Genomic DNA, 13,151 nt, shown 5'->3' with positions numbered 1-13,151 from the left:
CCCTTTCAGGACTTTTACTGTGCAATTCTCCAGAGTAGAGCCCCGTTCTCAATTAGCGTTATCGTTTCTCTTTATATGCTGTTCCATAAAACCAGCGTTAGCACATGATCATTTTAATCCATTATCGTTGGAAAATGATGAACCGGGCGTGGAGAATGTCGATCTATCGGTTTTCGAAAAGGGGGGGCAGGCAGAAGGCACCTATAATGTTGATATTTATATTAATAACACCAGTGTTGAAACAAAAAATATTGCCTTTAAAAATAAAAAATCAGCAGATAATAAGCTCTCCCTACAGCCGTGTCTTAGCGTTGAACAACTCAAGCAGTGGGGCGTAAAAACAGAAAACTTCCCCGAGCTTAAAAATGACCCAAACGGGTGTACCGATCTTAGTCTGCTGGCTGGCGCTGTAGCAAAGTTTAATGTCATCGGTAACCGGCTGGATTTAGCGATCCCTCAAATCGCGTTGATCGCCGACCCGCGAGAATTCGTCCCTACCAGCGAATGGGATGAAGGCATTAATGCTTTTTTGCTGAACTACAGTTTTACCGGATCGCAGGATCACGATATTGATGAAAACCGGACGGAAAATAGCGAATACGCTAACCTGCGCCCTGGTATTAACATTGGCGCATGGCGTTTTCGTAACTACTCAACCTGGAATCATGATAGCGATGGGCAAAATAGCTGGGATTCTGCCTACACCTATGTTTCTCGCGATATCGAATTTTTAAAAGGACAGCTGATCGCCGGGGAAAATAACACGCCCGCGGACGTCTTTGACAGTATTTCATTTAAGGGCGTACAGATCTCTTCTGATGACGATATGTTGCCGGACAGTATGAAAGGGTTCGCCCCGGTCATTCGCGGGGTGGCCAAAAGCAGCGCGCAGGTAACCGTTGAACAAAACGGTTATACCATCTACAAAACTAACGTTCCGGCGGGCCCATTCGCCATCAACGATCTTTATCCAACCGGCGGTTCGGGCGACCTGTACGTCACCATCAAAGAATCCGATGGTTCTGAACAGCATTTCATTGTGCCCTACGCCAGCGTTCCGGTATTACAGCGTGAAGGCCACCTGAAATACGACCTGACGGTAGGCCGCACGCGTTCATCAGATACGCATTCCGCGCAACAGAACTTCGCTGAACTGACGGCCTTATACGGATTAGCAGGCGGCATAACCGCCTATGGCGGAATAGAGAGTACGCTGAGCAATGATGTTTATCATGCGGCGCTCATCGGGACAGGCTTAAACCTTGGCGATCTGGGCGCATTGTCTTTAGACGTCACCAACTCATGGTCAAAAATTAAAGCAGGCGATGTGGTTAGCGATACGCTTACCGGACAATCCTGGCGTATTCGTTACAGCAAAGATATTCAGTCAACAGGCACCAATTTCACTGTCGCCGGCTACCGTTATTCGACCAAAGATTACTACGCTCTTGAGGATGTGCTGGATACCTATAGCGATAATAGTCACTATGATCATGTACGTAATCGCACCGACCTGTCGTTATCGCAAGACATTATCTACGGTTCCATTTCACTCACTTTATATAATGAAGATTACTGGAATGACACTCATACCACATCATTAGGTATTGGCTATAACAACACATGGCATAACGTAAGCTATGGCATTAACTATTCTTATACGCTGAACGCCGATAATTCTCAGGATGAAGACGACGATACGGAAGACAGTAATGACCAGCAAATTTCAATCAATATTAGTATTCCGTTAGATGCCTTTATGCCGTCAACGTATGCCACCTACAATATGAACTCCGCGAAAGACGGCGATACCACGCATACTGTCGGTTTAAACGGAACAGCGCTGGCACAGAAAAATCTCTCATGGAGCGTTCAGGAAGGTTATTCCTCTCAAGAGAAAGCCACCAGCGGTAATGTGAGCGCAACCTATAACGGGACGTATGCGGATATTAACGGCGGATATAGCTACGATAATCATATGCGCCGTCTGAATTATGGCGTTCAGGGCGGCGTACTGTTACATCGAAATGGCCTGACACTATCCCAGCCAATGGACGACACCATCATATTGGTTAAAGCCCCTGGCGCAGCGGGTGTCCCCGTGAATAACGAAACGGGCGTGGACACCGATTTTCGGGGGTATGCCGTCGTACCTTATGCTTCGCCTTACCATCGTAATGAAGTGTCTTTAGATACGACTGGCATTAGAAAAAATATTGAGCTCATTGATACCAGTAAAACGCTGGTGCCTACCCGTGGCGCGGTGGTCAGGGCTGAATATAAAACCAATATTGGTTACAAGGCATTGATGGTATTAACCCGCATAAACAATCTGCCTGTTCCTTTTGGCGCGACCGTCTCGTCTTTAACAAAACCAGACAATCACAGCAGTTTTGTTGGTGATGCGGGGCAGGCCTGGTTAACCGGACTGGAAAAACAAGGGCGGTTATTAGTGAAGTGGGGACCAACAGCAGCAGACCGGTGTCAGGTCTCTTATCGTATACCGAGCTCCCCCTCCGCTTCTGGCGTAGAAATCTTACACGAGCAATGCCAGTGATTCTGGTGGGATAAAAGATGAATATGAACAGATTTGCTGCATTAGCCGCCCTGTTAACGTTCACGGGTCTGGCATTATGGTCGCCATCGATCAGCGCGGCATACAATACCGCAGATGCCGTAGACATTAACGTTACGGGATTAATTTATGCCGATCCGTGTACCGTGACGGTCCCCGACACGCTCTCTCTTGGACAATATGCCCGGGCGGATATCGCCGTGGCCGGCGGCAATACCGCCACCATTCCTTTCACCATAAAAATGACGAATTGCCCGGCAACGACCACAAAAGCCGCGATTTCATTTAACGGCGTACCTTATCCCGATCCAAATTATGCTTCTGCGATTTATGCAAACAGCGCGGCCAATCCGGCGCAGGATTTAGGATTACAGCTTTTTAACCTGGACGGTAAAAGTCTGGTCAATCTGGCCAACAACGTCACTTACACGGTGGATATCAACAGTAATACCCATGAAGCCAATTTGCCTGTCGCCGCAAGGATGTATACCCCGTATGGAAAAGTCACGGCAGGGGATTTCACGTCCGTTGTGACGATCACTATCGCATGGCAATAACATCTTTCTATTTCACCTGGTATAAAAGCAGGAATTTTTCATGAGAAGGTTATATCTGGCGCTTATTCTGCTGTTCGCGTATTCCGGTCATGGTTACGCCTCCTGTAAACGTTCCGGAAATGAAGGCGCGATCACTATCACCCCGCCGTCGCAGCTTGTGGTGGATAGCCACGCCTATACCGCAGGCGAAGTGTTGTGGCAATCGGGCTGGGTTTCCACCTCCGAAGTCACAATGGATGGCTGTAGTCGCGATTATAAGGTCGGTTTTTTATATGAACCCGGTAGCGCGCAGTCAAATACATCAGCGACAATCAATGCGAATGACGGGAACAACACACCGGTATTTAGCACCGGCATTTCCGGCGTGGGCATTGCGATTAAAACCCAAACGAATGCTGGCCCTTACGATAATGTCATGCCAATCGATAATACCTACCATAATGGCGATGGCAATAAAACACACCATGCGATGGCTCCCGCCTACAATGTTGAACTGGTCGCCTTAGGCGGTCCGATCACCTCCGGTACCGCGACATTCCAAAGCCCACTGGCGCGCGTATCTTTTCGCGATAGCGCAACGGAAGACTCCGGCGGCGATATCCTGACCCATCTGTATTTGGGTAATACGCAATTGATTATGAAAGCGATGGGATGTCGGGTAGAAACACCTGCCATCACCGTGGATTTAGGCAGCGTCAATTTAGGCAGTTTCGCTAACAGTCAAACGGCGGGCACAGGCGAGCAGGATATCTTATTGACCTGCGAACAAGGCACCTCTATTTCCGCATCGTTAAGCGCCCAGCCTGCCAGCGGAAATAACCCTGATAATTCAGTCATCCAGTTGAGCAATGCGAGCGCGCCAACCAGCGCAACCGGCGTTGGCGTACAGTTGGGTATTCAGGCGCCGGACGCCGGTTTCTTTACCGACAGTTTGCCAATCAATCAAAAAATTGATCTCTTTACTCACACGATTACCACCAATGCCGATGGCAGCCAGACGGTTAGCGGCGGAACCATGAATATGTCCACCACCCTGAAAATTAGCGCGCGCTACTATAAAACCGCCGCCACGGTAACGGCCGGCCAGGCGAATGCCACAGCAACATTAAACCTGACCTATAACTAATGACATCACGTTTTCTGGCGCTGCGCGGGAAAACGTTAACGCGCGCGCCCGTAAAATTTATTTCCACAAACGTAATTCGTCATCTTTTACTGGCGGTAATGACTTACGTTGCTGACAAGAGAGCGAATACCAGTCCAGATGGCGCGTCAGGAACATCACGCCGCCAAGCGCCAGTAGCAGAACGCCGGTCCCCAGAAGCAACGAGCTATCTTCCGAACGCAGCAATCCCCACATCACGCCATCCAGCGCCAATAACGCTAACGTAAACAGTACGCTATTGCGCCATCCTTTCAGCACCGCCTGCAAATAAACGCTATTCATCAACGCGCCCACCAGGCTTGCGGCGATCCAGGCTGGCGTGAAACCGATATGTTCCGACAGTGCCAGCAACAGCAGGTAGAACATCACCAGCGATAACCCCACCAGCAGATACTGCATCGGGTGTAACCGCTGCCCCGTCAGGGTTTCGAAGACAAAGAAAGCCATAAACGTTAGCGTAATCAACAAAATGGCATATTTCGTCGCTCTGTCCGTCAGTTGATACTGATCGGCTGGCGTCGATACAGCGACGCTAAACGCCGGTAAGTTGTCCCAATCCACCTTTTGCGCATCAGCAAACTGTTCGCCGAGATTCGTGGCAAACCGGCTGGTTTGCCACTGGGCCTGAAATCCTGAACCGCTGATTTCGCGTTTACCGGGAAGAAAATCCCCCACAAAATTTGGGTGCGGCCAGTTACTGGTCAGGGTCATTTCACTGCTACGCCCGACGGGAACCAGTGAAAAGCTGCCGGTTCCGCTTAAATTTAACGACATCGCCAACGTCAGGTTGCGCGTCGCCCACTGACTGTCCGGCAGCGGGATATGAATGCCCTCTCTACTTTCCGGTAAGCCGGTCCCCGGTTCTACAGTGAGCGTTTCACCATTCACCTGCGGCGCTTTTACTGCGCTGATACCGCGCGCATCGCCGACGCCCACGACGATAAAGGGCTTTCCAAGGGTAATGTTCGGTCTGTTCAGCTCATGCAGACGGGCCACATCAAACTCCGCCTTTATCGCCATATCGGTATGCCACACCTGCCCCTGATAAATACCTATTTTTCGCGCTTCAACGTTTTGATTGCCTTCGACCAATAGCGACTCCGGCAGCCAAAAATAGAGATAGCTGCGCTTATACTGGACCTCTTTCTCCTCTTCCAGCACGGTATAGAGCTCTGTCACCGGAACCGCCACCAGCGGGCCGACAACCTTTTGTGGGCCGCTGGTACTCTGACGAATAGCGGCTTCTACATGGCTTCGATAATCAGCACGTTCCACGATGGTGTGCCGTACCATCATCAGGGGAATTAACAGCAGGATCATGGCGCCGCCTAACGTAATCATTTTCCACAACAGGGGGGATTTCAACATAGCGTTCTCCTTTGCAATAACAGCAGTGTAAGAACGCGATGTGGGGAGAATTTGAAGTTATGTGAAGTGACGGTGAAGTGTCAACGAGGCCAGCACGCCGCCTTCGGGACGGTTGCACAACGTCACCTCACCGTTGAGGAGTCGCGCCGCCTCGCTGACAAACGCCAGCCCAAGCCCGCTGCTTTTACGTCCGTTTTCACGGGGCAACGAATAGAATCGGTCGAAAATGCGCGGCAGCGCAAAATCAGGAATACCACAGCCGGAATCCGTCACCTGCAGGATCGCTTTCTCCCCCATCGGCTGAGCGCTTAATGTGATAACGCCATTTTCAGGCGTAAAGTCGATAGCATTGTCCAACACATTGCCCAGCGCCTGCGCCAGAAGCTCCGCGTCGGCGACGACAACCAGCGAGGAAGGCCGTAGAGTAAGGGTGATATTTTTTGCCGCCAACTGAATGCTGCGCGCCTCGCTAAGCTGCGTAAATAGTTCATCAACAGCAACCGGCGCGAGAGGGATATCCTGCCGGTTTTCCAGCCGCGCCTGGCGCAGCAGGGTCTCTACCAGCGCCTGCATTCGCGTATTTTGCGCCAGTATATTCTCTGTAAAGCGGGTAACCACATCCGCGGGCGGTCCTTCACGCAGAATCTCCGCCGCGCCGCGTATCGCCGCCAGCGGACTTTTCAGCTCATGAGTCAACGCATACACGTACTGCTCAATCTCATTCTTGCCTTCCAGCTTAATGCGCATACTCTCCAGCGCCTGCGCCAGTTTACGCAGCTCGCTGCTGCCTAATGCAGGTAACGCAAGCGGGCGGTTTTCGGTGACGGAATCCGCATAGCGCGTCAACCGGGCGATGGAGCGGTTAATCCACCAGACCATCCCCGCGCCAATCACCAGCGCAATTCCCAGTAAAACGGCGCTGGCCCACAGAATGCGCCGTTCGCTGCGCTTAATCACCGGCGCCATTGCCGCATTCGGTTTACCGACAGTCAGGACGCCGATAATCCGTCCATCGCTGATTATCGGCGCGGCTACGTACATCACGGTGCTATTGGGATCGGCAGCATCTTTTGCCGTGCTGCGGGCGCCATACTGTCCGCGCAGCGTAAGCCAGACGTCATTCCAGCGAGAATAATCCTGCCCCACCGCTTTGTTTTCCGAATCAAACAACACCTTCCCCTGCGCATCCGTCATGTAGACATGGTATTCATTGCGCACTTTGACGATCCCGCTGATATTGGCGCGAAACGGGCGATGTTGCAGCTGGGCGAATGCCTTCGCCAACTGGCCGTCAGTCGGGTTGCCGGAAAGGAGATCGTCGCGGGCCAGCGCCGCCAGCAGCGTCGCGGTGTCAATCAGCGTCCCTTCCGTCGCGCGGCGGACGCCCGGCTTTATCTCCTGAACAAAGATAGACAGCACAAACACGGCGGCGACGGCGACAATAAGAAAGTAGCCCAGCAGCAAACGCATTCCGATGCGCATCAGACGCTCCTCAGGCTGTATCCCATTCCACGATGCGTGTTAATTGGCGAGAGATCCGGGTTGATCGCGCGTAGCTTAGCGCGCAGGGTTTTGATGTGTGTATCGACCGTCCGATCGAAGGTCTCCTGGGCATCAGACCAGACAATATCCATCAATTGCTGACGCGAGTACACGCGCTCCGGCGACAGCAGCAGGGTTTTAAGAAGCAGAAACTCATAACGCGTCAGCGAGAGCGGCGTACCAAACCAGGCGATCTGCGCCGCCGGTTCATTGAGTTCAAAATGTCCGGTACGCACCACCGGCGACGGCGCAGCAAACTTTTTCACCCGGCGCAGCAGCGTGCGCACGCGGGCGCTCACTTCGCGCGGCGAGAACGGCTTGGCGACATAATCATCTGCACCGATCTCCAGACCAAGCAATCGATCCACTTCATCGCTACGGGCAGTCAGGAAAAGAATCGGCAGCGCAGGATGGCGTTCCAGCAACTGCCGACACAGCTCAAAGCCGCTGATATCCGGTAGTCCCACATCGAGAATCACCGCATCTGGCCGTTGCTGACGCGCTTTTTCCAGCGCGGGCAGCCCGCGAGCGAATAGCTCAACGGTAAACCCTTCCAGTTGCAGGGTGTAGATGAGCGTATCGGCGATTCCCTGTTCATCCTCGACTAACCAGACCTGCGGTTGCTGCATACTCTTTCCCTGTTATTGTCGCCACGGCATGACCGGCACCGCGCTGATGGCATTCTTCGGCGACCCGTCGACTACTTTGTCGGAGTAGGCCAGATACGCCAGCGTGTTGCGTTTCTCATCATAGAAACGCACGACCTGCAATGACTTAAATATCAATGAGGTGCGTTTTTTGAACACCACCTCTCCCTGCGCCTTGCCGTTCTTAATTTTGTCGCTCAGTTCAATAGGCCCGACCTGCTGACAAGAGATGGCGGCGTCAGACGTATCTTCCGCCAGCCCCAATCCGCCTTTTATGCCGCCCGTTTTCGCCCGGCTAACATAGCACGTCACGTTTTTGACATCAGGATCGTCAAAAGCTTCCACCACGATTTTATGGTCAGGACCGAACATTTTAAATACCGTATCGACTGAACCAATTTGTTCCGCGCGGGCGCTCTGCCCCAGCAGCAACAAAATTGAGAAAAGTACTAAGCTCTTGTATTTCATATTGTTACCATTCATAAAAGTTACGTTGCGTAATTATTAGACATTCTAAAATAAAATGGTTATAGATCACAGGATTAGAATAATTACCTGTCACGTTGCCTAAAAAAAGCATTTAAGCTCAAAAAAAACACTGAATGCTAAAAGAACAAAAAATGCTATTATCCTCTTACCTGATATCGGGTGCTCGTTGTTGAAAGGATGGGGATATTTTATGGATCAGGCTGGCATAATTCGCGACCTGTTAATCTGGCTGGAAGGTCATCTGGATCAGCCGCTGTCACTTGACAATGTGGCGGCAAAAGCAGGCTATTCCAAGTGGCACCTGCAGAGAATGTTTAAGGACGTGACGGGCCACGCCATTGGCGCTTACATCCGCGCCCGTCGTTTATCGAAATCAGCAGTGGCGCTGCGTTTGACCGCGCGTCCAATTTTGGATATTGCTCTTCAGTACCGCTTCGATTCTCAGCAAACCTTTACGCGCGCCTTTAAGAAACAGTTTTCCCAGACGCCAGCGCTGTATCGTCGCTCCTCGGAATGGAGCGCCTTTGGCATTCGCCCGCCATTACGGCTGGGCGAGTTTACCGTGCCGGAACATCAGTTCGTTACGCTGGAAGATACGCCGCTCCTTGGCGTCACGCAGAGCTATTCCTGCTCGCTGGAACAGATTTCCGACTTCCGCCACGAAATGCGCGTGCAATTCTGGCATGATTTCCTCGGTCATTCGCCAACTATTCCGCCAGTGCTTTATGGGCTTAATGAAACGCGCCCCAGCATGGAGAAAGACGATGAGCAGGAAGTATTCTATACCACCGCACTGCCGCAAGAGCAGGCCGATGGCTATGTTCAGTCGGCGCATCCTGTGCTGTTGCAGGGCGGTGAATACGTCATGTTCACCTATGAAGGGTTAGGAACCGGCGTGCAGGATTTTATCCTGACCGTTTACGGCACCTGTATGCCAATGCTGAATCTGACCCGTCGTAAAGGGCAGGATATAGAGCGATACTATCCGTCAGAAGATACCAAAACCGGCGATCGCCCTATCAACCTGCGCTGCGAATTTCTGATCCCGATTCGCCGTTAACGCTGTAGCTCATCCAATGCAGGGGCGTCCAGATGCGAAACGTCCCCTGCGGTTTCTACCACCCACCCAGACGCCAGCCACTGACTTTCCTGGTAATCGATGCGGGAAATAGAGCAGTTGCGCAAACGTAACCGGCGTTCCGCCCAGGCGGGTAGTCCCAGTATAGTACTGACCAGACAGCCCAACGCGATACCGTGACTGACCAATAAAGGTCGGCTGCCCTGCGGTAGCTCCAGACAGGACGCCAGCGCGGCATGAACGCGATCGCTCAACTCCTGCATCGATTCCCCGCCGGGAATGCGGCCATCCTGCGTGCCGTTGACCAGCTGACGACGCCAGCCCTCTTCTTCTTCCGTCAGCGAATCGATCTGGCGCTTTTCCAGCACGCCCATATCCAGCTCGCGCAGGCGGGAGTCAAAGGTGATATCACACCCGCACGCCTGGGCGATAATCTCCGCCGTGCGTTTTGTGCGGCCTAAATCGCTGCTGATGATATGGGTGATGCCGAGGCTACGGGCGCGTTCTCCTACCTGCATGGCCTGCTGCTCGCCTTTTGCTGTCAGGGGACTGTCCGATTGGCCCTGAATACGTCGCTCGGCGTTCCACTGCGTTTCACCGTGGCGAACAAGGTATACCTGTAACATGTTTTTTTTCCGTTATACTGCGATAAATTTTTAAAACTGAGCTTAATTATGCACCAGGTTATCTCTGCGACCACCAATCCTGCCAAAATTCAGGCAATTCTACAGGCATTTGAAGAGATTTTCGGCGAAGGATCGTGCCATATTACGCCCGTCGCCGTCGAGAGCGGCGTACCGGAGCAGCCCTTCGGAAGCGAGGAAACGCGTGCTGGCGCACGAAATCGCGTGGATAATGCGCAACGCCTGCACCCACAAGCTGATTTCTGGGTAGCCATTGAAGCCGGAATTGACGATGACGCCACCTTCAGTTGGGTGGTGATTGATAACGGCGTTCAGCGCGGTGAAGCGCGATCGGCCACGCTACCGCTGCCCGCCGTCATTCTCGACAGAGTCCGCCAGGGAGAAGCGCTTGGCCCGGTGATGTCCCACTATACCGGTATTGACGAGATTGGTCGCAAAGAGGGCGCCATTGGCGTATTTACCGCCGGAAAATTAACGCGCTCCAGCGTTTACTACCAGGCGGTGATTCTGGCGCTCAGCCCGTTTCATAACGCGGTGTATCGATAATTATTTGCGCTATGTTGTAGGCCTGATAAGCACAGCGCCATCAGGCATTTCGCGGCGATGTTGCCGGATGGCCGCTTCGCCTTATCCGGCCTACGAGCAAATCAGGCGCTTTTCAGCAGTACGTTCTCAAGCCAATGACGCAGTTCAACCGGCGCGGATTTCAGGCTGTTTGACCCGCGCGTGATGGTGGCGATGCCCGCCCCCAGCTCGGTTTTCAACTCGCGCTGGCTCATTTCGCCACGCAGCAACTCCTCAATAATGCGCACGCGCGTTCCCAGCGCTTCACGCTCGTCCGGCGTAAGCATCAGTTGTAATAAAGGCAGATGCAGATCCTCTGCATATGCCTGACGGAGTAACTCCACAAAACGAAGCCACTCCTGATTACGTTGTTCGGCGATAGCCGATGAATAAGGGGAATGCTGGGTCATGTTATACCGCCGTTTGTACTGTTACACGAGTACAAATGATAACATAACCCGTCTGCATTAATACCGTCGCTGCCACTCAGAGTCGCTCATTAAGGCCTCTTTCTGTCCCATAAAGTGGCGATAGTAAGCGTCATAGGCCAGAACGTTTTTCACGTAGCCGCGCGTTTCCGAAAAGGGAATGCTTTCGACAAACGCTACGGCATCGATACGCCCAGCGCTATTGCCAAGCCAGGTGCGCACGCGCCCCGGTCCGGCGTTATACGCCGCCGAGGCGAAAATACGGTTATTGCCAAACTGCTGATAGACATACTGCAAATAGCTGGTGCCAATGTTGATGTTGGTCTCCGGCTCCAGCATTTGACCGGGGCCGCGGTAGTCCGGAATCGAAAACATTTTCACCGTATGGGTGGCCGTTCCCGGCATAATCTGCATTAAGCCGCTGGCCCCTACCGGCGATTTTACTTTCGGGTTCCAGGCGCTCTCCTGGCGGGCAATCGCCATGGCATAGCTTTGTGAGATATCTTTTCCGCGGGTATAGCGGGTAAAAAGATCGTTATACGCCAGCGGGAAACGCTCCTCCAGATGATCCCACAGTTTTCCGGCGATCGTCGCCTGTACGCTCAGATCCCACCAGTGCTGGTTAAACGCATAGCGCGCCAGCTGCGCCTGTTCAGATTTACTACGGCTTTTTACCAGATTCGCCCATTCGCTGCGCGCCGTGTTATCCAGGTTCCAGTACATCAGCTCCCGTACACGCGCCATCTCCGGCCCCTGCGTCAACGCGCTGTTTACGTTGGCGGGCGCTTTATCGATTTTAAGCGTGTACTCTTCGCCTAAACGCTGCGCCGCGACCATCGGATAAAAACCGCGCTTCTGCATTAAAGCATGAAGGATCTCTTTCGCTTCGGCGTCACGACCGCGCTCCAGCAATAAATCCGCCTGCCAGTAACGCCACTCGTCTTTCTCTTTCGCCTCCATTGGCAGTCGGGCAAGCCAGGTATTGAGACCGCGACGATCGCCCATCCCCAGCGCCATACGCACGCGCCGCTCGATAAGCGACGTCGATTGCGAGCGCATAATCGCGTCATCGCGCCATTTCGCCTGCGCATCGGTCACATCGTTGCCCATCAGTCGCCAGGCAACGATATCGCGCAGCGCCTGCGTTTGTTCCTCATTAAGTTTCTGCGCCTGTACCAGCGAGGGGATCATCAGACGCGCATTTTCCGCGTCCTGGCGGGCGACGCTGGCAAACGCGACTTCCGCCATCTGGCGGGTAAAATCGGTGGCGCCGGTGGTGCGTGCGAAGGTCAACACGTTATTAGGGTCATTAGCGAGGGTAATGATCGCTGAGGCGATCGTTTGATATTCCGCCGGCATCTGTCCGGCCAGCACCGTAACCAGACCCGTATTTCCGGCTTTCATCGCCAGCCGAATACGTTCCAGGTACGCCAGCGGGTCTTGCTTGCCGGAGGCCCGCCAGACGCTGAACAGTTTATCGCAGGCATTCGGCTGACTTTTGCCGGTCAGCCAAAGGTCTTTCGCGCCCTGCCAGGCCGCTTCCGTTTGCCCGGTGCTCCATTTCGCGTAGTAATAGTTACATTGCGCTTCCGTGGTGCCGGGTTTCTCCGGGCTAAACGCCAGCAAGCCGCGCCAGTCTTCACGACGCGCCAGCTCATTGACGAAGCGTGATTGCAGCGTACGCGCAGGCGGAAGCGTAGGATTGGCGCGCACAAACTGCGTGACGGCAATCGCCGGTTGGTTCATCAAATCGTCGGTGATCTTACGGTATTCCAGATACGGGTAGAGCGGATAATCTTTCAGACCCGGCATCATCTGCTCTACCACATCCATCTGGCGGTTGTCCCAGGCCTGCTTAATCTGCGCATAGCGGTTACGCTGCTCTTCCAGTGAGTCGGCCCGCGCGAGGTGACAAAAGGTCAGCAGGCATACGCTGGCGGCGACGAGACGCCAGACAAATGGTTTGGCTCTATCCACAAGCTCTTCCTCAATTGTTATCCAATGCAGCATCATGCCGCGTAATGAATTTATGCTAACCAGTCATAGCCATTTGCGCCACGTTACGGACACTTTTTTACTTTTATTGCGAGTGCG

12 protein-coding genes are annotated in these 13,151 nt (G+C 53.0%); 5 read left to right on the top strand and 7 right to left on the bottom strand.

Annotated features, from left to right (window positions below; translation table 11 throughout):
* The first annotated feature begins 19 nt into the window (after positions 1 to 19).
* From HV477_RS07815 to sthE, 3 genes are read left to right on the top strand one after another with little or no spacing between them, the layout of a single operon-like run.
* Entirely contained in the window at positions 20 to 2,557 is a 2,538-nt protein-coding gene (locus tag HV477_RS07815; protein WP_001160707.1) for a fimbrial outer membrane usher protein, read from the top strand.
* Positions 2,558 to 2,574: 17 nt separating this feature from the next.
* Positions 2,575 to 3,132, top strand: coding sequence for a fimbrial protein (locus HV477_RS07810; RefSeq protein ID WP_001056984.1), 558 nt, complete (start codon positions 2,575 to 2,577; stop codon positions 3,130 to 3,132).
* Positions 3,133 to 3,172: 40 nt separating this feature from the next.
* Entirely contained in the window at positions 3,173 to 4,258 is a 1,086-nt protein-coding gene (gene sthE / locus HV477_RS07805; RefSeq protein ID WP_079898709.1) for a fimbrial major subunit SthE, read from the top strand.
* Between the two features lie 57 nt (positions 4,259 to 4,315).
* On the opposite strand, the gene creD is transcribed toward sthE, so the two are convergent.
* Genes creD through creA form a run of 4 tightly spaced genes read right to left on the bottom strand, consistent with a single transcriptional unit; the run spans position 4,316 to position 8,322 of the window.
* On the bottom strand, positions 4,316 to 5,665 hold the full coding sequence (gene creD, locus HV477_RS07800) for a cell envelope integrity protein CreD (protein ID WP_000920383.1): 1,350 nt from the start codon (positions 5,663 to 5,665) through the stop codon (positions 4,316 to 4,318).
* Positions 5,666 to 5,722: 57 nt separating this feature from the next.
* Complete coding sequence (gene creC / locus HV477_RS07795; protein ID WP_079898710.1) at positions 5,723 to 7,147, bottom strand: two-component system sensor histidine kinase CreC; 1,425 nt, start codon at positions 7,145 to 7,147, stop codon at positions 5,723 to 5,725.
* Positions 7,147 to 7,836 carry a two-component system response regulator CreB gene (gene creB / locus HV477_RS07790; RefSeq protein WP_001187046.1) on the bottom strand — a complete coding sequence of 230 codons (690 nt, stop codon included), beginning with the start codon at positions 7,834 to 7,836 and terminating at the stop codon, positions 7,147 to 7,149. The genes creC and creB overlap by 1 nt, the downstream gene beginning before the upstream one ends.
* Positions 7,837 to 7,848: 12 nt before the next feature.
* Positions 7,849 to 8,322: a protein CreA gene (gene creA / locus HV477_RS07785; protein ID WP_000875811.1), complete on the bottom strand. Its 474-nt coding sequence runs from the start codon at positions 8,320 to 8,322 to the stop codon at positions 7,849 to 7,851.
* Between the two features lie 211 nt (positions 8,323 to 8,533).
* Here creA and robA point away from each other — a divergent pair, with 211 nt between their 5' ends.
* The gene (gene robA, locus HV477_RS07780) at positions 8,534 to 9,403 is read left to right on the top strand and encodes an MDR efflux pump AcrAB transcriptional activator RobA (RefSeq protein ID WP_000371685.1); all 870 of its coding nucleotides are present in this window, start codon (positions 8,534 to 8,536) and stop codon (positions 9,401 to 9,403) included.
* On the opposite strand, the gene gpmB is transcribed toward robA, so the two are convergent.
* Positions 9,400 to 10,047 (bottom strand): 2,3-diphosphoglycerate-dependent phosphoglycerate mutase GpmB, encoded by a 648-nt coding sequence (gene gpmB, locus HV477_RS07775; protein WP_000942363.1) that lies wholly within the window; start codon positions 10,045 to 10,047, stop codon positions 9,400 to 9,402. The two genes, robA and gpmB, sit on opposite strands and share 4 nt — an antisense overlap.
* Positions 10,048 to 10,095: 48 nt before the next feature.
* On the opposite strand from gpmB, the gene yjjX reads away from it, so the two are divergent.
* Entirely contained in the window at positions 10,096 to 10,611 is a 516-nt protein-coding gene (gene yjjX / locus HV477_RS07770; RefSeq protein WP_000554305.1) for an inosine/xanthosine triphosphatase, read from the top strand.
* 101 nt (positions 10,612 to 10,712) lie between these two features.
* Here yjjX and trpR read toward each other — a convergent pair whose 3' ends face one another.
* A complete protein-coding gene (trpR, locus tag HV477_RS07765; RefSeq protein ID WP_000192004.1) occupies positions 10,713 to 11,039 on the bottom strand; it encodes a trp operon repressor in 327 nt (108 codons plus the stop codon).
* Positions 11,040 to 11,096: 57 nt separating this feature from the next.
* The gene (sltY, locus tag HV477_RS07760) at positions 11,097 to 13,067 is read right to left on the bottom strand and encodes a murein transglycosylase (RefSeq protein WP_217487766.1); all 1,971 of its coding nucleotides are present in this window, start codon (positions 13,065 to 13,067) and stop codon (positions 11,097 to 11,099) included.
* Positions 13,068 to 13,151 lie beyond the last annotated feature (84 nt).

The organism is Salmonella sp. SG203 (assembly GCF_013350575.1).
Classification (GTDB): domain Bacteria; phylum Pseudomonadota; class Gammaproteobacteria; order Enterobacterales; family Enterobacteriaceae; genus Salmonella; species Salmonella enterica.
Note: the sequence above shows the minus strand (reverse complement) of the source record. Positions and strands in the feature narration are given on the sequence as shown.

Coding starts and splice junctions, on each gene's coding strand:
- HV477_RS07810 (WP_001056984.1), top strand. CDS start 2,575: ATGAATATGAACAGATTTGCTGCATTAGCCGCCCTGTTAACGTTCACG.
- sthE (WP_079898709.1), top strand. CDS start 3,173: ATGAGAAGGTTATATCTGGCGCTTATTCTGCTGTTCGCGTATTCCGGT.
- creD (WP_000920383.1), bottom strand. CDS start 5,665: ATGTTGAAATCCCCCCTGTTGTGGAAAATGATTACGTTAGGCGGCGCC.
- creC (WP_079898710.1), bottom strand. CDS start 7,147: ATGCGCATCGGAATGCGTTTGCTGCTGGGCTACTTTCTTATTGTCGCC.
- creB (WP_001187046.1), bottom strand. CDS start 7,836: ATGCAGCAACCGCAGGTCTGGTTAGTCGAGGATGAACAGGGAATCGCC.
- creA (WP_000875811.1), bottom strand. CDS start 8,322: ATGAAATACAAGAGCTTAGTACTTTTCTCAATTTTGTTGCTGCTGGGG.
- robA (WP_000371685.1), top strand. CDS start 8,534: ATGGATCAGGCTGGCATAATTCGCGACCTGTTAATCTGGCTGGAAGGT.
- gpmB (WP_000942363.1), bottom strand. CDS start 10,047: ATGTTACAGGTATACCTTGTTCGCCACGGTGAAACGCAGTGGAACGCC.
- yjjX (WP_000554305.1), top strand. CDS start 10,096: ATGCACCAGGTTATCTCTGCGACCACCAATCCTGCCAAAATTCAGGCA.
- trpR (WP_000192004.1), bottom strand. CDS start 11,039: ATGACCCAGCATTCCCCTTATTCATCGGCTATCGCCGAACAACGTAAT.
- sltY (WP_217487766.1), bottom strand. CDS start 13,067: ATGCTGCATTGGATAACAATTGAGGAAGAGCTTGTGGATAGAGCCAAA.